The sequence below is a fragment of the Synechococcus sp. BA-124 BA4 genome, assembly GCF_034931165.1.
Genome location: NZ_JAYGIA010000009.1, coordinates 1 through 20494, shown reverse-complemented (window position 1 = coordinate 20494; position 20494 = coordinate 1). Strand labels below are relative to the sequence as shown.

General features: G+C 61.5%; 24 protein-coding genes and 2 pseudogenes. 19 read left to right on the top strand and 7 right to left on the bottom strand.

The window, feature by feature from the left end; translation table 11 throughout:
- Positions 1-8 precede the first annotated feature (8 nt).
- The 5 genes from VB734_RS01755 (at position 9) to VB734_RS01735 (ending at position 3951) form a co-directional block, all read left to right on the top strand.
- Positions 9-587 (top strand): TMEM175 family protein, encoded by a 579-nt coding sequence (locus VB734_RS01755; RefSeq protein ID WP_322782605.1) that lies wholly within the window; start codon positions 9-11, stop codon positions 585-587.
- A 123-nt stretch (positions 588-710) separates the two neighbouring features.
- On the top strand, positions 711-1466 hold the full coding sequence (locus VB734_RS01750; RefSeq protein ID WP_197165304.1) for a class I SAM-dependent methyltransferase: 756 nt from the start codon (positions 711-713) through the stop codon (positions 1464-1466).
- A gap of 458 nt (positions 1467-1924) precedes the next feature.
- Positions 1925-2077, top strand: coding sequence for a hypothetical protein (locus VB734_RS01745; protein ID WP_197165302.1), 153 nt, complete (start codon positions 1925-1927; stop codon positions 2075-2077).
- Between the two features lie 20 nt (positions 2078-2097).
- Positions 2098-2421, top strand: coding sequence for a dihydrofolate reductase family protein (locus VB734_RS01740; RefSeq protein ID WP_322782606.1), 324 nt, complete (start codon positions 2098-2100; stop codon positions 2419-2421).
- Positions 2422-2652: 231 nt separating this feature from the next.
- Positions 2653-3951: a serine hydrolase gene (locus tag VB734_RS01735; protein ID WP_323242884.1), complete on the top strand. Its 1299-nt coding sequence runs from the start codon at positions 2653-2655 to the stop codon at positions 3949-3951.
- 593 nt (positions 3952-4544) lie between these two features.
- Here the strand turns inward: VB734_RS01735 and VB734_RS01730 are convergent.
- A complete protein-coding gene (locus VB734_RS01730; RefSeq protein WP_323242883.1) occupies positions 4545-4745 on the bottom strand; it encodes a hypothetical protein in 201 nt (66 codons plus the stop codon).
- A gap of 183 nt (positions 4746-4928) precedes the next feature.
- On the opposite strand from VB734_RS01730, the gene VB734_RS01725 reads away from it, so the two are divergent.
- From VB734_RS01725 to VB734_RS01710, 4 genes and pseudogenes are all read left to right on the top strand, one after another.
- Positions 4929-5588 carry an SGNH/GDSL hydrolase family protein gene (locus VB734_RS01725; RefSeq protein ID WP_197165294.1) on the top strand — a complete coding sequence of 220 codons (660 nt, stop codon included), beginning with the start codon at positions 4929-4931 and terminating at the stop codon, positions 5586-5588.
- A 188-nt stretch (positions 5589-5776) separates the two neighbouring features.
- Positions 5777-6553: pseudogene (locus VB734_RS01720) on the top strand (SDR family NAD(P)-dependent oxidoreductase).
- A 201-nt stretch (positions 6554-6754) separates the two neighbouring features.
- A complete protein-coding gene (locus VB734_RS01715; RefSeq protein ID WP_231594817.1) occupies positions 6755-7288 on the top strand; it encodes a hypothetical protein in 534 nt (177 codons plus the stop codon).
- Positions 7289-7393: 105 nt separating this feature from the next.
- A complete protein-coding gene (locus VB734_RS01710) occupies positions 7394-7564 on the top strand; it encodes a DUF1214 domain-containing protein (RefSeq protein ID WP_197165282.1) in 171 nt (56 codons plus the stop codon).
- 29 nt (positions 7565-7593) lie between these two features.
- Here VB734_RS01710 and VB734_RS01705 read toward each other — a convergent pair whose 3' ends face one another.
- A complete protein-coding gene (locus VB734_RS01705; protein WP_322782608.1) occupies positions 7594-9138 on the bottom strand; it encodes a glutamate synthase-related protein in 1545 nt (514 codons plus the stop codon).
- Positions 9139-9416: 278 nt separating this feature from the next.
- Between VB734_RS01705 and VB734_RS01700 the strand changes: the two genes are divergently transcribed.
- A complete protein-coding gene (locus tag VB734_RS01700) occupies positions 9417-9707 on the top strand; it encodes a hypothetical protein (protein WP_197165271.1) in 291 nt (96 codons plus the stop codon).
- Between the two features lie 12 nt (positions 9708-9719).
- Here VB734_RS01700 and VB734_RS01695 read toward each other — a convergent pair whose 3' ends face one another.
- Positions 9720-10055, bottom strand: a complete 336-nt coding sequence (locus tag VB734_RS01695; protein ID WP_197165269.1) for a hypothetical protein — start codon at positions 10053-10055, stop codon at positions 9720-9722.
- 3 nt (positions 10056-10058) lie between these two features.
- On the opposite strand from VB734_RS01695, the gene VB734_RS01690 reads away from it, so the two are divergent.
- From VB734_RS01690 to VB734_RS01660, 7 genes are all read left to right on the top strand, one after another.
- Positions 10059-10301: an MFS transporter gene (locus VB734_RS01690; protein ID WP_197165267.1), complete on the top strand. Its 243-nt coding sequence runs from the start codon at positions 10059-10061 to the stop codon at positions 10299-10301.
- Positions 10295-10552, top strand: coding sequence for an MFS transporter (locus tag VB734_RS01685; RefSeq protein WP_197165265.1), 258 nt, complete (start codon positions 10295-10297; stop codon positions 10550-10552). Before VB734_RS01690 ends, VB734_RS01685 begins: the two co-directional genes overlap by 7 nt.
- Positions 10553-11398: 846 nt before the next feature.
- Positions 11399-12163 (top strand): hypothetical protein, encoded by a 765-nt coding sequence (locus tag VB734_RS01680; RefSeq protein ID WP_322782610.1) that lies wholly within the window; start codon positions 11399-11401, stop codon positions 12161-12163.
- Positions 12164-12279: 116 nt separating this feature from the next.
- Positions 12280-12822: a cupin domain-containing protein gene (locus tag VB734_RS01675; RefSeq protein WP_197165255.1), complete on the top strand. Its 543-nt coding sequence runs from the start codon at positions 12280-12282 to the stop codon at positions 12820-12822.
- 350 nt (positions 12823-13172) lie between these two features.
- On the top strand, positions 13173-13490 hold the full coding sequence (locus VB734_RS01670) for an HPF/RaiA family ribosome-associated protein (RefSeq protein WP_231594816.1): 318 nt from the start codon (positions 13173-13175) through the stop codon (positions 13488-13490).
- A gap of 348 nt (positions 13491-13838) precedes the next feature.
- A complete protein-coding gene (locus tag VB734_RS01665; RefSeq protein WP_231594815.1) occupies positions 13839-14855 on the top strand; it encodes a zinc-binding alcohol dehydrogenase family protein in 1017 nt (338 codons plus the stop codon).
- Between the two features lie 170 nt (positions 14856-15025).
- A complete protein-coding gene (locus VB734_RS01660) occupies positions 15026-15271 on the top strand; it encodes a GlsB/YeaQ/YmgE family stress response membrane protein (protein ID WP_197165251.1) in 246 nt (81 codons plus the stop codon).
- Between the two features lie 90 nt (positions 15272-15361).
- On the opposite strand, the gene VB734_RS01655 is transcribed toward VB734_RS01660, so the two are convergent.
- Together VB734_RS01655 and VB734_RS01650 are read right to left on the bottom strand one after the other, a co-directional pair.
- Positions 15362-16099 (bottom strand): hypothetical protein, encoded by a 738-nt coding sequence (locus VB734_RS01655; RefSeq protein WP_197165250.1) that lies wholly within the window; start codon positions 16097-16099, stop codon positions 15362-15364.
- Between the two features lie 105 nt (positions 16100-16204).
- The gene (locus tag VB734_RS01650) at positions 16205-16453 is read right to left on the bottom strand and encodes a hypothetical protein (protein WP_197165248.1); all 249 of its coding nucleotides are present in this window, start codon (positions 16451-16453) and stop codon (positions 16205-16207) included.
- A 210-nt stretch (positions 16454-16663) separates the two neighbouring features.
- Between VB734_RS01650 and VB734_RS01645 the strand changes: the two genes are divergently transcribed.
- Positions 16664-17245: a PliI family lysozyme inhibitor of I-type lysozyme gene (locus tag VB734_RS01645; RefSeq protein WP_322782611.1), complete on the top strand. Its 582-nt coding sequence runs from the start codon at positions 16664-16666 to the stop codon at positions 17243-17245.
- A 27-nt stretch (positions 17246-17272) separates the two neighbouring features.
- Here the strand turns inward: VB734_RS01645 and VB734_RS01640 are convergent, their stop codons facing one another.
- Complete coding sequence (locus VB734_RS01640) at positions 17273-18010, bottom strand: hypothetical protein (protein ID WP_322782612.1); 738 nt, start codon at positions 18008-18010, stop codon at positions 17273-17275.
- Positions 18011-18038: 28 nt separating this feature from the next.
- Entirely contained in the window at positions 18039-20111 is a 2073-nt protein-coding gene (gene dnaG / locus VB734_RS01635) for a DNA primase (RefSeq protein WP_197165242.1), read from the bottom strand.
- Positions 20112-20220: 109 nt separating this feature from the next.
- Here dnaG and VB734_RS01630 point away from each other — a divergent pair.
- A pseudogene (locus VB734_RS01630) lies at positions 20221-20494 on the top strand (EamA family transporter); the annotation flags it as partial.

Here is a 20494-nt window from a genome sequence, read left to right as displayed (position 1 = left end):
ACTCAGCCATGGGTCGCGGTCGCCTCGAAGCCTTCAGTGACGGGGTGCTCGCGATCATCATCACGATCATGGTGCTGGAGCTCAAGAGTCCGGAAGGGGACGGTGTCTGGGCACTGCTGTCCCTGGCACCGATCTTCTTCAGCTATGTGCTGAGCTTCGTGTATGTCGGCATCTACTGGAACAACCATCACCACCTGCTGCAGGCCTGCCGGCGGGTGAGCAGTGGCGTGCTCTGGGCCAATCTGCATCTGCTCTTCTGGTTGTCGCTGGTTCCCTTCGCGACCCGCTGGATCGGCGAAAACCACTACGCCGCCCTGCCCACGGCGGTCTACGGCCTCAACCTGCTGCTGGCTGCGGTGGCCTACTGGATCCTGCAGCAGGCGATCATCCGCAACGATGGCCAGAACTCCCTGCTGCGCAAGGCCATCGGCCGCGACCTGAAGGGTCGACTGTCGCTGCTGCTGTATGCCCTGGCCGTGCTGGCGGCCTTCGCGGCGGCGTGGCTGGCCCAGGCGATCTATGTGCTGGTGGCCCTGATCTGGATCATCCCTGATCGGCGCATCGAGCAGGCCCTGCTGGAGGAGTGAGTTGATGATCCGGCCTACGGACTGCATCGCAGTGAACAGGTGGTTCACGGAATGCGGGAGACGGTGGCAGGTGGTTCTCGGAACCGTCCAATGACAAGTTCGCCATGAAAGGAAAATGAATCAATGGATGACTACACTCTTCTGATCGACCTGCATAAACAAGGCCATCGACAAGGCCCTGGGGGTGATGCCGAGACAGAGCTTGCTCTGAATCTCGCGATGATCGACCGCGATGCCTCGCTGAAAGTCGCAGATATCGGTTGCGGAACAGGCGCGTCCACAATCCTGCTTGCACGACTCTTGAACAAGTCCGACATCACGGCAGTCGATTTCCTACAGGACTTGCTCGATGTCTTGAATGAAGAAGCCAAGAACTCGGGAGTTGCTGACATGATATCGACACTTCCATGCTCGATGGAGAACCTGCCGTTCGCCGACGAGGAGTTGGATGTGATCTGGTCGGAAGGAGCTATCTACAACATGGGATTCGAGAAGGGCGTAGCTGAGTGGCGACGCTTCCTCAAAACGGGAGGTCTACTGGTTGCGTCTGAGATTACATGGCTGACAGACTCTCGACCGGAGGAACTTCAGCAATATTGGGATAGCGAGTATCCAGAAATCAATACGGCATCGGCAAAGATCGGTGTTCTGGAGAAGCATGGCTATTCTCCTGTTGGCTACTTCGTGCTGCCAGAACACTGCTGGCTCGACGAGTACTACCGCCCCATCCAGGCGAGGCTAGGTGATTTTTTGAGCCGCAACGGGAACAGCAAAGAAGCACATGAGATAGCGGATGTAGAGCAGAAAGAAATCGCACTCTACGAAAAGTACAAGACGTACTTCGGCTATGGGGTGTATATAGCAAGGAAAATCAACTAGACCGGCGAACAAGAACATCGACGGTCATGTTGATCGTTAGCCCGAAGTTGACGCGGCCGAGCCCCCAGATCGGAATCCGTCGGACAAGCGAAAGGTCAATGGGGCTAATTCTTTTGCCGTTGCCGGGTTCGGGTTCCGTTTTTGGCTAGAGATGACCCGTCGCGGTTACTTGGTGATGGCGTTAACCAGAGTAGGCTTTATCACAGGTTAAATCGTGCACGATCTCACGGCCACGAATCACGCTTCAGTGACACTACTTCCGCTGATCATCGGACTTGTCTTGATAACCTTCATGCTTGTTGAAGCCTTATCTCGATTAGCGGTTAGATATTTTAGAGGCAATGCCTAACAGCATCATGCATTCGACCCACTTCCAGGTCCATGCTCGTCAGCGGTAGCACCTGTGAGTATGTGATGAAGAGCGGTAGGCCTCAGAGGCAACATCTGGGCCGGACATCTTGGGACTCCTGATCTTCAGTATCAACGTCACACTGGACGGTTATGTCGACCTCCAGGAAGGAATCGTCGACGACGAGACACACGCCTTCTTCACACGCCTCATGGACGAAGGCGGGGCGATGTTGTGGGGCCGTGTCACCTATACGAGATGATGGAGATCTACTGACCAGCGGTGGCCCGAGGCGACACGGAGGCAGAGCCGGCGATGCGCGAGTGGGCGGTAAAGCTGGAGACCGAGCCTAAGTACGTGGTGTCCTCGACGCGAAAGGACTTCCCATGGATCAACAGCCAACACATCACCGACGACCTGAGATCCGGCGTACAGAAGCTCGAGGACGCGACCCCAGGCGGCGTCCTCGGTAGCGGCAAGCTCGCGACAGAGCTGAACCAGCTGGATCTAATCGACGAGTATCAATTGCTCGTCCATCCCAGGATCGTCGGCCACGGCCCACGCTGTACGAGGCTGAGCTGCCCAGCACGCGATCGCTTCAGTTGATCTCGGCGAGGCCGTTCCGCAACGGCAGGGTCGCCATGCACGACCGGCGCGCGCGCTAGTTCAACGATGGGTGAGGCCCACCATCAAGATTCAGTAATCGGAAGTGAATGGTGTTGTCTATGCCAAAGTCATGGCCCGCTTCTGATCCTGAGCGCTAGCATCGATTGATGAGAGGAATGCCAGTAATCACATGGCAGTATCAGCATGAAACGTCTAATCCGAATTTCATTCTTGCTGGGCGTAGATCTCCTGGCCACGCTCAGCCTTGTTGCGCAAGCCCATGCGCCAGCCAGTTCATTCATGAATGCTGAGGACTCTGACCCCACGCGGTTGGGCTGGATGGAGGGATTTCCCTCTCCATCTGAGAAGTTGATCATGCAGCCGGAATCCAATTTCTTTAGCTTCCCAAAGTTGCGTTGGACGGTCTGCCACATTCGAGAACTGATGCCCACGAAGCAAGTGAGCAGGGGCATCGGCTCGCTAACTTCGCTCGCCTACGCAATTGATGCCGGTATTGAGGCCGTGACCTTCACGCCTATGGGTGGCGAAAAATCCTTGACATGGAAGGAATCGCTTTCGGCAACCTTTACCGATGGCATTCTGATCCTCCACAAAGATCGAATTGTCTATGAGAAATATGCTGGCTGTCTCGACGAGATGGGCAAGCATGCCGCTATGTCGATGACCAAGTCCATGACAGGACTCCTTGCCGAGATGCTCGTGGTCGAGGGGCGCCTCGACGAAAGAGCAATGGTGTCTTCCATCATCCCAGAACTGAAGGACAGCGCATTCGGCAGCGCGACCGTGCGTCAGGTCATGGACATGACCACGGCGCTCGATTACAGCGAGGACTACTCTGACCCAGACGCGGATATCTGGGTCTATTCAAAGGCAGCGAGCCCGTTCCCGAAGCCAGTGGACTATGCGGGCCCTGACGGTTACTTTGAGTATCTCCAGACTGTCAAGCAGAACGGCGTACACGGTGATGCTTTTGGCTACAGGACAATCAACTCGGACGCTCTTGGTTGGATCCTGTCGCGGGTCACGGGCAAGGATGTTGCACAGCTGTTGTCGGAGCGCATCTGGAGCCGAATGGGCGCGGAGCAGGATGGATACATGACCGTGGACGCCAAGGGGACACCTTTTGCCGGCGGCGGACTCAGTGCAGGCATGCGAGACCTTGGGCGTCTTGGGCTGCTCATGCTTAACGGCGGCATGATCAATGGGCAACGGTTGTTCCCGAAAGAAGTGACGGAGAACATCCGGGCCGGTGGCGACAAGACCGGCTTTGCCAAGGCTGGCTATGCAACGCTTGCCGGTGGAAGCTACCGTAGCATGTGGTGGGTTCTTCATAACAGGCACGGCGCTTTTGCAGCACGTGGTGTTCATGGGCAAACCATCTACGTGGATCCAACTGCCGACATGGTCATCGTGCGGTTCGCGTCTTTTCCCACGGCTGGGAACGCGACGATTGACCCAACCTCATTGCCCGCCTATCAGGCTGTTGCTGAATACTTAATGAATAGGTGACGGGTCCATAAACATGTGCTGACAATACGTTTCAGCGGTACCCATGGAGCGCTGCGGAATGACTGCTGGTGAGCTTTGCTGTTGGATGATAAAAACAAGTTGGCGATGAAGGACATCCCCCCTCCTCGGATCTACTGCATTCCGGCGACAGAGGCGCCGGTGATCGCTGTGTTTCGGCGTGGACCGTCGAACTGGTCTCATGTCGGCCGCTGGGATCTCGCAGAGAGACGTTACGAACCCGGTGCATGGTTTCGAGGCCGGATCTTTCCACGACGGTCTGATCTCTCCCCGGATGGTCGTTTTCTGAGCTACTTTGCACACAAACCCAGTGCTATCTGGGAGTACGGCGAAACTTACGTGGCGGTATCAAAGCTACCGTGGCTGACGGCATTAGCCGCCCTTCGGACGTGTGGGACTTGGACTCGCGGATTCTATTTCACCGAAGATCAAGACAATCAGATTTTGCAGGGCAGACAGTTGCCAATTCCTTATGGATTAGCCCCCATTCCCGTGGTTCAGTTCGCCAACGAACGGCGACGCGGCTGGACGGAAACCGAGGACTCTCCCCGCCGAGCCCAGGATGACGCCGGGGATCACCCCAGGAACGCCCGCATCTGGAACGCCAGGTTGGCGGAGACCGCCTGCTCGGTGCAGAGAGCCTCGGCTGGGCCGGGGGCGAGTTTGGCATCGGTCAGGCCGTCGACGGGCTGCGCATCAGTTACTGGCTGGAGACAAATCAAGATAGTCAGCCGTTGAGTCATGTCCAGTGGGCAGACTGGGATCAGGAGGGACACCTTCTGCTGGCCACACGCGGTGGGACGCTCCAGGCCTGGGATCTGGATGGTGAAAACCCTGATCTACTCTTTGAAGAGGATCTTGCGCTTTTCGAGCCAAACCCAACCTCTGCGCCGGTGTGGGCCCAGCGATGGTGAGGCCGTGTTGCGCCGCCGCTGATCTTTGGCTTCAGTGCGGGAACCATGGTTCAACACAAGAACATCATCCGTATTGCCGTTGCCGCAGTCTGTACTTTGGCCTTCCCCCTTGCCGTGGTCTCCCTCAGCAGTGAAGAGGTCCGCTACGAAGCCCTGCAGATAGTCACGAGCTGGCGCGGAAGGCTGATCGGCATTCATTCTGTCTATGTCGGCGACTCGATCACGTCAGCAGGGCGACATTGGGGAGCTGCCCTGGGCAGCATCAATCTTGCTGAGGATGGATACACGGTTCGACAGATTGGAGATCAACTTGTGCAAGCCAAGCAATACTCCCCAGAACGAATCTTCATGCTTGCTGGAACCAATGACGTTCTTTCAGTCAAGACGTTTGATCCCAGACAATTTGAGTTGGATTATTCAAGTCTGCTTGATCGTGCGCAGCAGACGAAGGCCCAGGTGTTCATCACGTTGATCCCGTTCACATCGCGAGCAGAGGCCAATCAGTTCATCCCGCCCGCGAATCAGATCATTAAACGGCTGGCTCGTTCCAGAGGGATTCCCGTCATCGACTTGAATCCGACCATCGCACCACGGGGACTACTTCTGACCCGGTACACCGTTGATGGCGTGCATTTCTCGGATGCCACCTATAGCCTTTGGCGAGCCGAAATTGAATCGGCAATCCGACAAGACGACGCCAAGTAGGAGGCTGCAGACAACGCGGAGATGTTACGTGGCTGAACGTCTGTGCTCGGCCGATGATAAGACTTTTGCCCGAGCGCTCTGGGATAGAGCGAATCACGTCAGGATGCCAGCACGCTCGTGCGGATCAACCGTTCAATGGCGGACGTCATGGGCTTCCTTGAAGACCACCCTCTGGACGGACTTGATCGATGTCTTCCCGCCGCTTTGAAGGCAAGATCGCTTTCGTCACCGGTGCGACGTCCGGCATCGGACGGGGAGTGGCACTCGCTTTCGCACGGGAGGGAGCAGCGGTGATCGGCTGCGGTCGGAATGCCGCACAAGGGGCTGAATCGCAGCGCCTGGCGGAGGCTGAAGGTGGAAGCTTTTTGTTCTTGCCGATCGACCTTGGCGACGAGGCCCAGGTCATGGACGGCCTGCGAGCAGTGCTGGATCGCTATGGACGGATCGACTGTGCGGCGAACTGTGCGGGGGTCGACAGGAGCGCAGGCATCCTCGACTACACCGCTGCGGATTTCGACCTCATCTTCGGCACGAATGTTCGCGGCCTGTTCCTCTGCCTGTGAGAGGAGGTGGGCGCGATGCGCCGTGGCGGCGGGGACGCGATCGCCAACATCGGCTCGGTTGCCTGACAGCGTGCGTTCCGCGGGAACAGCCTCTACAACGCCAGCAAGAGCGCTCTGACCATGCTCACGCGCTCGGCAGCGGCAGAGTGCGCGCAGTGGGGGGTCAGGATCAACGAGGTGTCTCCCGGGCCTGTCCTGACGCCGATGCTGACAGGCCACCTCGAGAGCACAGCACAGACGGATGCTCCGATGACCGTGGACAGCCTGGCTGCCGGTTTACCGCTGGGTGGGATTCTCACGCCCCAGGACATTGCCGACAGTGTCCTGTTCCTGTGCTCATCGCAAGCCTCAAACATTACAGGTGCAGCCCTGGTGGCTGATGGCGGATTCGTTCTCGGGTGACGATGTGTTTGTCGGACAGGCAACCACGCATTGACCGGGATCAGGGACCGTGGCTGGCCTGAACCAGTCCGTTGCTGTTGAGTCGTGGAGAGCTACGAACTTATATTCTGCAGCGATTGGCTCCAATGCTGTGATCCACGAATTCCTGAATCTGTTGGCATCTGCCAGACTGCTGCTGAGGATTGCTGAAGACACCCATCCATGATGATTCGCAAGCCAGTTCAGGACTTCGTCCTGTTCCTCATTGGAGGTGCTCTGTTTTCAGCAGGTATTTTCCTGTTCAGCAATCAGGTGATGGTAGGCACTGGCATCCATGGGATGGGTTGGGGGCGACGTTTCGGTGGAGGGATGGGGTCCTCCTTCGGTGGACTGTTGTCCTTTGGCGCGGGGGAGGGATTTGGATTGCTGATGATTCCCTTCGGGATCGGGGTGGCGCTTCTGTTGGCTGATTCGTTCAGAAAGGTGGGCTGGTTTCTTCTGTTGGCGTCCTCGGCGGCGGTTGGAGTGGGAGTGCTGCAGAGCCTGCTGTTCAGCTTCAGAATCACCAGCCTGTGGAGCCTGATGACCATGGTGGTGATGATCGCCGGCGGTGGTGGATTGATGTTCAAATCTCTCAGGGACTATCAGGGAGAAGAGCAGGAGCGCAGGCGTCTTGAGCTCGACGACTCCAGACGGAACCTTGATGAACTCAGGGAAGAGCTGGAGAAGCTGAAGTCCAGAATCAACAAAGATTAGAAGCAACCCGATTCAATCGTTTATGGCGTTCTACTCCGCCCCTGTTTGTGAGTTTGATCGCGTCAATCACCTCATTTTCAGTAGGCTGTTGAAACGCGCTCAATCATGTGTCCGACGACCATCTGGTTCGGACCGAAGGCGCCGGCCGGCAGGGAGGCCAACTGGGTGCAGACGATGCCGGGCAGGGGGTACAACGTCATCCTGCGGCTCTATGGCCCTCTGGAGCCCTGGTTCAACCAGACCTGGCAGCCGGGCGATCTCGAAGCACAGACGTGAAGGCGCGCCGGCACTCACGCTGAGCGGGCTCACTGGCCTTCCGCCCCGCTCCAGGCGATGCCGGCCAGCGTCGCCATGTCCTGATGCCAGCTGGTCAGATCGTCTCTGTGGAAGCTGTGGAGATCCGCGTGACCGCAGGCCCGGGCCATGACCTGCATCAGCTGCACGCTGGCCTCGAGAAAGCGGGCCAGACGATCGGCGGCATGGTCGATGTTCAGTCGCCGCCGCAGGGTTTCATCCTGGGTGGCGATGCCGGCCGGGCAGTTGTTTGTGTGGCAGATTCGGGCCCCGACGCAGCCGATCGCCTGGATCGCGGCATTCGCCAGGGCGATCCCATCGGCACCCAGGGCCATGGCCTTGATGAAGTCCGCGTGGGTCCGTAGTCCGCCCGTGATGATCAGGGTCACGCGGCCGCTGGCCCCACGGCGATCCAGATGGCGGCGTGCCCGAGCCAGGGCCGGGATCGTCGGTACCGAGATGTGATCACGGAACAGCAGGGGGGCCGCCCCCGTACCGCCTCCTCGTCCATCGAGAATGATGTAGTCGGCTCCGGCATCAAGGGCGAAATCCAGATCGGCTTCGATGTGCTGGGCACTCATCTTGAAGCCCACGGGGATCCCCCCGCTGATCTCCCGCACCCCGTCGGCGAAACGCCGAAAATCATCCACCGTCGTCAGATCCGTGAACGCTGGCGGAGAGATCACCGCCTCGCCCACGCGGACGCCACGCAGCGCAGCGATGCGGGCAGTGGTCTTGATGCCGGGCAGGTGGCCTCCGGCTCCGGTCTTCGCCGCCTGCCCGCACTTGAAGTGGAACGCCTGGACCTGGGTGAGCAACTCCTCCCGGTAGCCGAATCGTCCCGGGGCCAGCTCATAGAGATAGCGGCTGCTGGCCGCCTTCTCCTCGGGAAGCATGCCCCCCTCCCCGGAACAGATCCCGGTTCCAGCCTGTTCGGCTCCCCGCGCCAGGGACACCTTCGCCTCCTCGGAGAGGGCGCCGAAACTCATGTCGGACACGAACAGCGGAATCCGCAGGTGCAGGGGCTTGGCGGCCTGCGGACCCAGCACCAGCTCCGTGGCGACGGGCACGTCGTCCTGCAGAGGCTGCCTGGCCAGCTGGGCCACCAGGATCTGGAGGTGATCCCAGTTGGGCAGCTCGCTGCGGGGAACGCCCATCGCTGCGATCGGCCCCTGGGGCCCCACCTGCTCGAGCCCATGCTCGGCAAGGTCATGGATGAGGCTGACTGTGGGTTCCTCCCGGGTGGGATGGGGTTCAGGCATCCGGTCCTGCTCGGCTGAACTCTTCAGCGACAAGCTTTGCCCCACCTGATCATCGGGAACCTGGGCATGGCTGCCGTCGCAATAGGGTGCCTGTGCCGTCTGTTTGCAGCGGCAGAGCCAGGCTTCTCCCTCATCGTCGGCCGTGAACGGCAGGGGTGATATCCCGCTGCCCTTGTGGGAGCCGTCGCAGAACGGTTGATCCTTCGACCGTCCACAGGTGCAGAACAGGTAGGTTTTGCCCTTCTTCAGATCGACGGCAATGGGTGTGTTGGCCGCCACGATCGGCTTGTTCATGCATGGCCTCGTCAGGGGGTGATGGGGACCATTCTGATGGGGATGAACGGAGGCCCGAAGATCGCCAGAAGCGCTGGTTTGCCGGGTCCCTCAGGCTTCTCAGCTCCAGCGGGTCTGCGACTGGATTTCATGTCGATGACGGCTCGACTGATGCCATTCAGCCGAAATTCTCAGTCACTGAATCCTTATACCTTGGACGTACTGCCTGCCACTCCGGCGCGGGGCAGGCCTCGTGATCACCATCTCGCGAACACCATGAATCTGCAGGTCCTCTGTCCATGAACCATGTCCTCTGGCTGCTGCTCGGAGCAGCACTTGCCTCGCCTGCATCTGCCGCTCTTCCACCGCAAGACCAAAACGCGAAGGATCTCGACGTCATCGTTGCGTTCGTCAAGCAACATCCGAAGGTCATGGCTTCTCTCAACACCATCGATCTCAGCCGACGCACCGTGACCTTTGGAGACAACTGCATCGCAACATTCGCGCGCGAGCAGAAGACCGTCCCTCCCGGCTTTGTCAGTCCAGCCGCGTCTCTTGTGTTCAGCTCGTCCACATGCCCGATCAATTGACTGCACCACTGGTCACGGCCACAGCATTGCGCCTGAATCCCCGTGAAAACATTTATTTATAGGAGAATCTTCTGCCCCTGACTGTGATGAATACTGGGTTCTAGCAAGCTCCTTCGTGGCAGAAGATTGTGCAGCCTGCCACTGAATTTCAATCAGGTCAGGCTTGTGGCTGAGGGCTGATTCAGCCTGCACATAACGTGCATCTCCCTCAGTCAGGAAAGGCTGTTCCAGGTCGAGAGATTTCAAGACAGACCAAAATAATGAGGCAACCTTGAAGCCAATCATTGCAGAACCGTCGGAACGCACTTCGTCGGTTCGCTGGGCGCCGGCCAGCCTCTCCCTCTCCATGTTATGCCCTCGCTGGATACGAGCATCGCCAATGCCGGCCGGCCGACGCTGGCCCAGGCGTTCTCCTCCTCTTTCCAGTCCGTCCAGTGGATCGTCCTGGCGTATCTTCTCGCTATCACCACCCTGATCGTCAGCGTCGGACTGCTCGGAGACATCATTGGACGTCGACGACTGTTACTGGCTGGAATCAGCCTGTTCACGATTGCGTCGCTTCTGTGTGGCCTCGCGCCCACGCTCGGGTGCTGATTGCCGCCCGTGCCCTGCAGGGCCTCGGAGCCGCGATCATGATGGCTCTCACCGTTGCTCTCGTCAGTGAGACGGTGCCGAAAGCAAGGATCAGCAGCGCGATGGGGTTGCTTGGAACGATGTCCGCGATCGGCACCACGCTTGGTCCCTCGATCGGCGGTCTGCTCATCGCCGGACTCGGCTGGCGGACCATTTTCCTGGTCAATGTGCCGCTGGGCATTGTGAATGTTGTGCTTGCCGAGCGCTACTGACCCATGGATCGTCGGGTGCCGAACGTCAATCGGGCTGGTTTTGATCATTTCGGTACGCTGCTGCTGGCACCTTCGGTCTGCTCAACATTGTGTTGCTGCTCACCACCGCACATCACGCGATCGGGCCCTCGCACTGCAAGTCAAGTGACTGGCTGAACGTACGCTGAAGGGAGATCTGCATCGACCTCACAGCCACTTGATCATGCGGGCTGCTCCTCAGCAACTCCAGGAATCTGTCGAAGGGCGTCAGTACACGTGCGCTTGTGGGGGGGACTGATCGGGCGCTTGTGCTTCGTTAACGGGCGCAAGGTCTGTTTGGAGAAGTGTTCAATAGCTGTACTGCAGCACTTGTCGGCTGCTTGGGCGAATCATTGGCAGATGAGTACCGAGAGAGTCTCGAATGCTTGCTGCTCTTGAGCTTGGTTGGTGTTGTGAGTGTTGCGTTCAGGTGTGAACAGGGGCTTCTCAGATCAGACCTGAATCTCATCGCAACCTCGACGCCCATGGGCTTTAGGCGCTCAGGCTCCGGCGTAGCGGCCTTCTCCTCAGGCATCCAGACCACACGCGTTCAACGGGGCACGATCGGCGTCGGTGCGTTCAGAACGATCCGATGATTCCAGTGGCTTGAGTGAATGATGCTGACGGCGGCCACAGCCAGGATGCGGCTTCCTCCAGCATGAGGTTGCGAGTGACGGTCCACTGCGTGCAGACCAGAGGGACCAGCGTCCCTGGCGAATGGATCGGCCCAGGGCAAAGAAATGCAACGGTTCGACGGGGATGTTGTTGTGGCACAGCAACAAAGTGGGGCCACGGGTAGTCTCTTGAACAGTTTTTGCCCGTGAGTCGATGAAGTTTTCCTTCATGGAGGAGTCCTTCGCTGCGCCCATCGTCGATTCACTGACTGGGCAGGCCTGGGAAGCCTGCAGCGCGTTTCTGCCGAGTGCAGCGATCTCCACGCCGGGATTCAGAATCGAGGCCTCCGATTTCAATCTCTTTCCTGAGCCGGAGGTGGTGATCAGCCCGGGATTCACGGCCTACAATGAATCCATCCTGGGTGCTGATGAAACCCTGGAAATCTATTTCGAAACTGATTCAGGCGTGATCACCTCGGATCGTGGCAGGGTCGACAGTGTCGGGCTCACCAGCACCGAGGAAAGCTACGGCCAGGCAGTCTTCACTGGTATCGATCCGATCATCGATGCAGACTTTGTCTTTGTTGATAACCCGGACGAGGCTTACATCTCGATCTATTATGTCGAAGATGTTCCCGTTCTCCTGCCTGGAGTTGTTGGTCTGGCCCATCAGACTGGCGACGACTGGGAGATTTTTGTCAAGGAAACCGGCGATAATCAGTACGATGCCAATACCTTTGTTCACGAAGTTGGTCATACGCTTGGCCTCAGGCACCCGAACGAGCGGCCTTCAAGTTCTCTGTATGACACTTCGGATACCGTGATGTCCTACAACCCCAACAGCAACGGCGGTTACGACACCACCTACTCCCCAACCGACATCGCCGCCCTGGTGACGATCTGGGGCTTTGAGTCGGACAGCAGTCAGGAGGTTGCCCTGGACGCTGCCTTTGCCTATCTGGGGGTGACCCCGGCCTGAGCCGGGCTACGAATAACCGCGGTCCCCCGATGGTTGTGCCTGGTTGCGATCATTCAATGGAGGCCAGACACTCCCGCGCCGAATCCCCCAGACGTGCCGTTGATCTCGTGCCTCCCATGCCCGTCCGTCCTGCGATAGGGCCCCTGCTGAGGCTCCAGATCTGGCAGCGCCGGCTGGCCATGATGTTGCTCGGCGGCTGTCTGCTGCTGTCAGCCCCGAAGGTGCAGGCTGGTGGGGAACTGCCCGGAATCAAGGTGCAGACACTGGTCCGATCAGGCAAGGCCTGGAACGGCACACGGCTGCCCGCCTATCCCCGTGGGGAGCCTGAAGTCACCGTTCTGCACATCACGATTCCCCCTGGGATGGAGCTGCCGATGCACATGCACGCGGTGATCAACGCCGGCATGCTGATCCGCGGGCAGCTGCTGGTGATCAGCGAGGCGGGCCCCAGGTTGCAGCTGAAGGCGGGAGACGGGCTGATCGAAATGGTGAATCAGCCCCACTACGGCAGCAACAACGGCACGGAACCGGCCGAGATCGTGGTGGTTTACGCGGGGGTGAAGGGGACGCCGATCACGGTGCTCGAACCCGCGCCATCAGCAGATCCGATGCACCGCCCTCCCGCTTCCGGACCGGCGGGTTATCGGAATCCCGGGTAATTGCTGATCTGAGATTACAATAGTCGTTGGGAAACTGAGGTCAGCTGACTGGTCCGCTTCTTCAGGAGATATTGGTTCGCAATGGTGCATAGTCAATGGCGCTCAGTTCGATGAAGCGTAACTCTTGTGAAATCTGCAACTTGTTCAACCCTGTTCCTCTCGACTGAGACCATTGATGTCAGGGTCCGAAGCTGTCGAATGGCGGTCAACCCAACCCACCGCAGGCTGCAGGCAGTGTCCCAGGGAATGAGCGCCTTATACGGGATGTGAAGTCATGACTGGCATCTTGTGTGGATCTGGCTAGTAGTGAGTTGAGCCCACGACGCTCACTATCGCTCGAGGCAGTCGTCATGCAGATCCAGGTCAACACAGACAAGAATATCTCTGGGCACGAAGCTCTGGCTCAGAATGTTGAGGACACTCTTCATCGTATTCTTGCACGCTTCGCTGATCATATCACCAGGCTGGAAGTGCATCTCAGCGACGAGGACAGCACCTCAAAAGCAGGCATGGTTGACAAGCGATGCCTACTTGAAGCTCGGCTTGCTGGGCGTGAACCGACAGCTGTGAGTGAACTTGCGCTTACAACTGAGCAAGCAGTGACCGGCGCTGCTCATAAGATGGTGAGCATGCTTGACAGTGAATTAGGTAAGCTTGCCATGCACTAGGGTGCCTGTACTGCCTTGGTGGTCATGGGCCGAGCTTCAGGATCCAGCGGACGGGCTCAGAAGCTTATGGTGGATGATGAGAGTCACTTCTCGCCGCTCGTCTTGAGCGGCAGTCGATGCTTCCATGGGCGAATAAGAATTCAATGAATTCTGTGCTCCTCGTGAAGACACCTCCTGCCTCAACCACTGGAGAGGTGCCTATGCCTGGAAGGTGGGTGGGATGATGTTTGCCATTGGTGGTAGAGATAAGGCAGGCAAGCTGGCCTTCACCTTCACAACATCTGAGCTCGACTTTTATCTCCTGAGCGCCGAGCCTGGCTTCCGCCCTGCTCCCTGATCTTTTCTCCCATGTCCATGAAGGCTGTCACCGTCGGCGCCTCCCTGCACGAGTCCGATCCGCGCCGCCTTCAGGACCGTGAACTGCCCATACCCACTCCCAGCAGCCACGATCTGCTGGTGGCGGTGGCCGCCGTCGCCGTGAATCCGGTGGACCTCAAGGTCCGCGACGCCACCGGCGCCGATTCACCGGCCCCACGGGTGCTCGGCTGGGATGCCAGCGGGGTGGTGCGGGCGGTGGGCGCCGAGGTGAGTCTGTTCCGGGTGGGGGATGCGGTGTTCTACGCCGGGGAGATCACACGGCCTGGCAGCAATGCCGAGTTCCAGCTGGTGGATGAGCGACTGGCGGGCCGCAAGCCTCGATCGTTGTCCTTCGCCGAAGCGGCGGCGTTGCCGCTCACCACGATCACCGCGTTCGAATCCCTGTTCCACCGGCTGCGGATCCCCCGTGATGGCAGCGCCAGGGGTCAGACGATCCTGCTGATCGGTGCCGCCGGCGGTGTCGGCTCGATCGCCATTCAGCTCGCCAGCCGCGCCGGGCTCACGGTGATCGCCACGGCTTCCCGGGCCAGCTCGATCGCCTGGGTGCAGGAGCTCGGTGCCCAGCATGTGGTCAATCACCACCGCCCGTTGGTGGAGCAGGTGCGTGCCCTCGGGCCTCGCTTTGTGGATCACATCGCCATCTTCAGCGACATGGGTCACTGGCCTGAGGCCGTGGAGCTGATCCGTCCCCAGGGCGGCATCGTCTGCATCGAGGCCACAGATCAGCCGATGCCGATGGCCGAGATGAAAACGAAGGCCGCCAGCCTGCACTGGGAATACATGTTCGCCCGGGCGCTGCATCAGACGCCAGACATGATTGAGCAGCATCACCTGCTCAATCAGGTGGCCGATGAGATCGATGCCGGCCGGCTGCGCACCACCGTCACCGGGATTCTCCGGCCGATCAATGCCGCGAACCTCGAGCAGGCCCATGCCCGGATCGCTTCGGGTGAGGTGCACGGCAAGATCGTGCTGGAGGGATTTTGACCAGCGGCAGGCACAGGTCTATGTCCACGCTCCCTGGTGCAGCCTGATCGATGGGTGTGATCAAGGGTCAGGATTGACAATGAGTTTCTAAGGCGATCAGGTCCGCTGATTGCAGCTCTTGGCCCCACATCTACGGTGTGACTGATCGTCAGGACCAACGGCGAGTGCCTATGAACGTTCTCTGGTTTCTGCTGGTCGGCGTGATCGCCGGCTGGCTGGCGGGTGTCCTGGTCAAAAGAAGTGGCTTCGGCCTGATCGGTGATCTGGTCGCCGGCATCATCGGAGCCCTGATCGGTGGCCTGTTCTTCGGCGGTCTGGGTGGAGCCTTCGGAGGTGGCGTGCTGGGCAGCATCGTGGTGGCCACCCTTGGCGCCGTGATCCTTCTGGTGATCCTGCGCCTGCTCAAGCGCGCCTGACCTCCGCTGGCCTCGACGTCAGGCCACCAGCAATCCCCCTGTGGCTTAGGGCCACAGGGGGGACATCTCAGCCGCTGATCCAGCCGCTGGTCAGTTGCAGTCGCTCTTTGTTGTGTAGGTGATGGACTGATAGCGTCCGTTGGTGGTGCGAATCGCCACGCAGTTTTTTGTGCTGGGCTGCTGCCAGTAGCTGAAGGAACTGTCGGCCAGCTTGGTGCCGCCGCGGTAGGTGTAGCCCTTGGACGTCAGGGTTCCTTCGGCCTGGCCCCCTTTGGCGCCCACCAGGGATTGCAGATCGGAGACCGGAGCGCCCTCCCGGGCTGGCTCGGTCGTGGTGATGGGCTTACCGGAGATCAGCCCGCCGATCAGAGCACCCACCGCGGCACCCAGGAGCGTGCTGGAATCAGCCTTCTGGGCGGAATCCTCGAAACGGACGTCGGGGTTCTCGACGCGGTCGAGCCGAACGGAGAGCTTTCGGGGTTCGCCGTCATTCCAGCTGAAGACCTCATGGTCCGGTTGGATGCTGTGACTGACGCTGCGAATGCCGTCGTAGGTCTGCACACTCAGCGCCTGCACGTTGGGGCCCGAGAAGCTGAACTCCGTGCCGTCGTCGAGCTTCACGACATAGGCATCGACGCTTCCAGCCTTCTTGTGCTTGAAGAGGCAGTGTCCGTTGAAGGCTTCGTACCCACCGCTCATCAGTTTGCAACGGCCCTGGGCCCGGACCAGGACTTCGGCCATGGCTGCCGGCGCGAAGGGGGCGGACAGGCCCGACAGCAGAAGACCCGCGCCAAGGGCTGCGGAGTGGTGACGAAGGCTGCAAACCATGGGTGATGTGGACATTGAAGGTCGGATCGAACCGCCTCGCTGGGCAATCCAGAGAGCATTCATAACACATCTTTCAGGACCAGGCCACGCCGAGTGGCACCCAGCTCAGCGTCTTGCCCCGATGGTGCAGCTGATCAATCCGACCAGCGTCAGCGCGGCCAGCAACGGCCAGATCAACAGCAGATCCACCCGGATGTTGGCCTCCGGCGTGCGCAGCTGCACCAGCGCCTCCCAGGCGGCGTACAACCCCCAGGCCAGGGAGGCCCACAGCAGGGACCAGCCCGCCAGCAGCACCAGGGCCACGATCAGACAGTGCCCCGGTTGCCCGACCAGGAGTTCAGCGAGGAGGGTCACCGTTCACCACCGAGGGTTCCCACAGGAGCGTGGGAGTGTTCTGTTCCAGAGAACATGCCGCCCAGCATCGCGTCGGGACCTGCCGGCGTTTTCCCTGCTGGGCCTGAGGGGGGCGGAGGTGCAGGGGCATCGGCTTCCGCAGTGGCGCAAGGCCGTCACTGTGAGAACCCGCCGCTGACGATGATGGCCAGGGCAACAGGACCATCTGCCATGGCACTTCACCACGATCGGATCGGGCGTCTCGGGTCATGGGCCCTCGGATCGGCTCTGCTTCTGGCCGGAGCTTCGGCGCTCGCGGCTCCGTTCCGCAGCAACCTCAGCCTCCAGGGAGTCAGCTTCGCGGTGACAGCCAGCGGTGAGGGCTCGACCCAGCAGCTCACGGTGAAGGCCCGCCGCGGCGACAAGGCCTTCCCGTCCATCCAGGAGACCGTCGAGGGCCGTGTGGTCGGTGCCGAAGTGGAGGACCTCAACAGCGACGGGCTGCCTGATCTGTTCGTCTATGTGCAGAGCGCCGGCAGCGGCAGTTACGGCTCCGTGAAGGCCTGGACCACCACCAGGGCCGGGGGCCTGCTGCCGATCCATCTGCAGGACATGAGCTCCAACGATGCCAGGGGTTACATGGGCCACGACCAGTTCGCCGTGGTGGAGACCAGCCTGGTGCGGCGCTTCCCCGTCTACAGGAGCGGCGACAGCAAGGCCAGGCCCACCGGCGGCACCCGCCAGGTGACGTACAAGCTGGTGCCCGGCGAGGCGATGTGGCAACTCAAGCCGGTGCGTTCCACCCAGTTCTGAGCAGCGGGCAGCCAGGCCTTGCCTGGATCAGAGGCTGCGGGGTGGGGCGGCGATGGCGGGCCTGTCGCAGGGCAGGGGATGGGTGGGGCTGGCGTCGTCGTTGGTGTCGAGCAGGGCCACGCCCCAGACCGCTTGACGCAGGGGCTCGGCGGGGGGTGCTGAAGGGTTGCTCGGATAGCCGCGGCCGTTGAAGGGCAGACGGGCGTAGTAGCCATGGCCCGCATCGATCCGCACCCGGCTGATCAGGTCTCTCCAGCCGTTGTGGCGCTGGTCGCTCACCACCAGAGGCGGCTTGAACAGCGACATCCGGGACACCAGGCGCAGAACACTGTTCTGGGGGCCGCTCTGGAAGACATAGGCGTTGCAGCCGCCGGTGCCGCAGGTGTAAGGGCCGATCACGGTGGCCACCAGCTCGTCTCGCCGGTCTCCGTTCAGATCGATGCGGTTGTAGGCATAGCGCAAGGGGCCAGCCGCCCGGCAGGCGTTGCGGCGCTGATGGATCTCGGCCTGTCGCCATTCCGCCGTGCCCGGGTCGGGACCATGGCCCTGGTCGTCCACCACCGCTACGGGGAACAGGTCCTGTCGCAGGGCGTCCTCCAGGAGGCGGTTCGGCGTGGCGATCGGAGCCACCGTCTGCCGGATCCGGGGGGCCGGACCGCTCGGCTGCGCGGAAGCGGTTCCCAGGGGGCCCGCCAGTGCCATCAGCCCGGCGAAGCCCAAGGCCTCCGCCGGGCTGATGCGGACGCGCGGTTTGCCTGGGGCCATGGCGTTACGGAGCGAAGGCGGGTGCGGCTCAGCTGGCCAGCCGTGCCGCCGCCAGGGGATCAGCGCAGCGCTGCTGGTCGAGGTGATGGATGTGCCGACGTTCGTTGTAGTACAGCTCCTGGAAGCGCAGGGCATCGCCGTTCAGTTCGCTGAACATCGAATCGATCCGGCTTTCCATGCTCAGGGCGGCGGCGGCGCTGGCTTCCGCCTCGCTCTCCTCCAGCAGGCGGGCGATGCAGCGCTCCAGCGTTTCCAGCCGCTGGGATCCCCAGGCATCGAGCAGGTGGCGGCAGCGCTTGAGGCTGCGCTGGCGCTCCAGCACCGCCGTGGTGCCGCGCAGCTGCAGCAGGGGTTCGGCCAGGGCCATGCGCTGCAGTTCGTTCGGCTCCAGCAGGGGGGTGAGCCGATTCAGCAGCTCGCTTTCCTCCACCAGCAGCCGGTCGCTCAGGAGACGCGGCAGATCCAGATCGGCCAGATCGTCGCCCGGATCACTGCCCCGGTTGATCGCCTCCAGCCGGCCCACGCCGAGGTTGTCTTCCTCCAGTTCGCTGATGCTGGCCCAGAGCAGACGGTGGTGGGCGATGGCGAAATCCTCCAGCTCCCGCTGGCGCAGCTCTCGGCGGATCGCGCCGCGGTGACGGCCCGCATGCAGGTAGAGGCGCAGCAGCTCCGCTTCGGCGCGCTCGCGCAGGCCGATCTCCCCGGGTTGCTCCCAGCGGCTGGCCCGGCCATGCCAGCGCTCACCCTTCACCTGCTGGCGCAGGTCCTCTTCCAGCTTCTGGGCCAGCCGGGCCTGGCCGCCGCTGAGCCGCTCGGCCACCTGCTGCAGGTAATGGCTGCGCACGGCGCTCTGGGGCAGCTTGCCCAGCAGGGCAACCAGGGAAGCCACCGCCTGCTGGAACTGATCGGAGCGGGCCAGATCCTTGTCCTCCAGAACCTGCTCGATCTGCCAGTCGAGCCAGAGGGGTGCCCGCTCCAGCAGGGCGCGGTACTCGCCGGCGCCATGCTGCCTGAGGAATTCATCAGGGTCCTTGCCGGCGGGCAGGTGCAGCACCCGCAGCTCCAGCTGCCCCTGCAGCGCCTGCTGCTCCACCGCCCCGATCGCCCGCTGGGCGGCGCGCACACCGGCGCCATCGGTGTCGAAATTGAGCACCAGGCGGCGGCTGTCGCAGCAGCGGCAAAGCTGGGTGATCTGCTGGCTGCTGAGCGCCGTGCCCAGCGACGCCACCGCATTGGTGATGCCGGCGGCGTGGAGGGCGATCACATCGAAGTAACCCTCCACCACCACCGCCTGGTCGTCCTTGCGGATGGCGTTGCTGGCACGATCCAGGCCGAACAGGTGCTTGCCCTTCTCGAACACCTCCGTTTCCGGGGAGTTGAGGTATTTCGGCTCACCGCCATCAAGGCTGCGGCCGCCGAAGCCGATCACCCGACCCTGGCGGTCGCGGATCGGCACCATCACCCGGTGGCGGAAGCGGTCGTAGAACCCGTCGCCGCCCTTGCGCGGCACCACCAGCCCGGCCGCCTCCAGCAGCTCCGGCGGCAGGTTCTCCACCTGGCCGAGGTGCCTGAGCAGCGCATCCCAGCTCTCGGGGGCGTAGCCCAGGTCGAAGGCGTCGATCGTGCCCTCGCTCAGACCCCGCTCCCCGGTGAGGTAGGTCAGGGCGCCGGCGCCTTCGGGGCTGCGCAGCTGACTGCGGAACCAGCCCGAGGCCAGGCTCAGGGCGCGCAGCAGGGCCTCACGGCGGGAGAGCTGCCTGCGCAGCCGCTCCTGCTGCGGCCCATCCACCGTTTCCACCGGCAGCTGGTACTTGCGCGCCAGATCCAGCACCACCTCGCTGAAGCTGGTGCGCTGCAGCTCCATCAGGAACTTGATGGCGTTGCCGCCGGCCCCGCAGGAGAAGCAGTAGTAGAACTGCTTGGCGGGCGACACCGTCATCGACGGCGATTTGTCGTCGTGGAAGGGGCAGATCCCCACGAACTCCCGCCCCTTCTTCTTGAGCACCACGTGCTCGCCCACCACATCGACGATGTCCGCGCGCTCCTTCACCGCTTCGATCGTGCGGGGGTGGAGGCGGGCGTGGGGCTGGGACTGGCTCAAGGGATGGCGCTACCGCTGGGGTCGCTCTGGCCTCCATTCTGCCGCACCACACCAGAAGTGGGGCGAGCGCGCCCATGGCGAGCCCCCGGCCTGGCGGGCGGGTCTGTGGATGGTCGCCAGCGCCCTGGCCTTCAGCCTGATGGGGGTGTGCGTCAAGGCCCTGGGGGGGCGCCTGCCGGTGGCGGAGGTGGTGCTGGCGCGGGCGGTGGTGAGCGTGCTGATCAGCTGGTGGATGCTGCGGCGGGCCGGTCTCCACCCCTGGGGTCAGCGGCGGCGGTTGCTGGTGGGGCGGGGCATCCTCGGCACCGCCGGGCTCTACTGCGTCTATCTGGCCCTGATCGGTCTGCCGCTGGCGGTGGCCACGGTGCTGCAGTACCTCCACC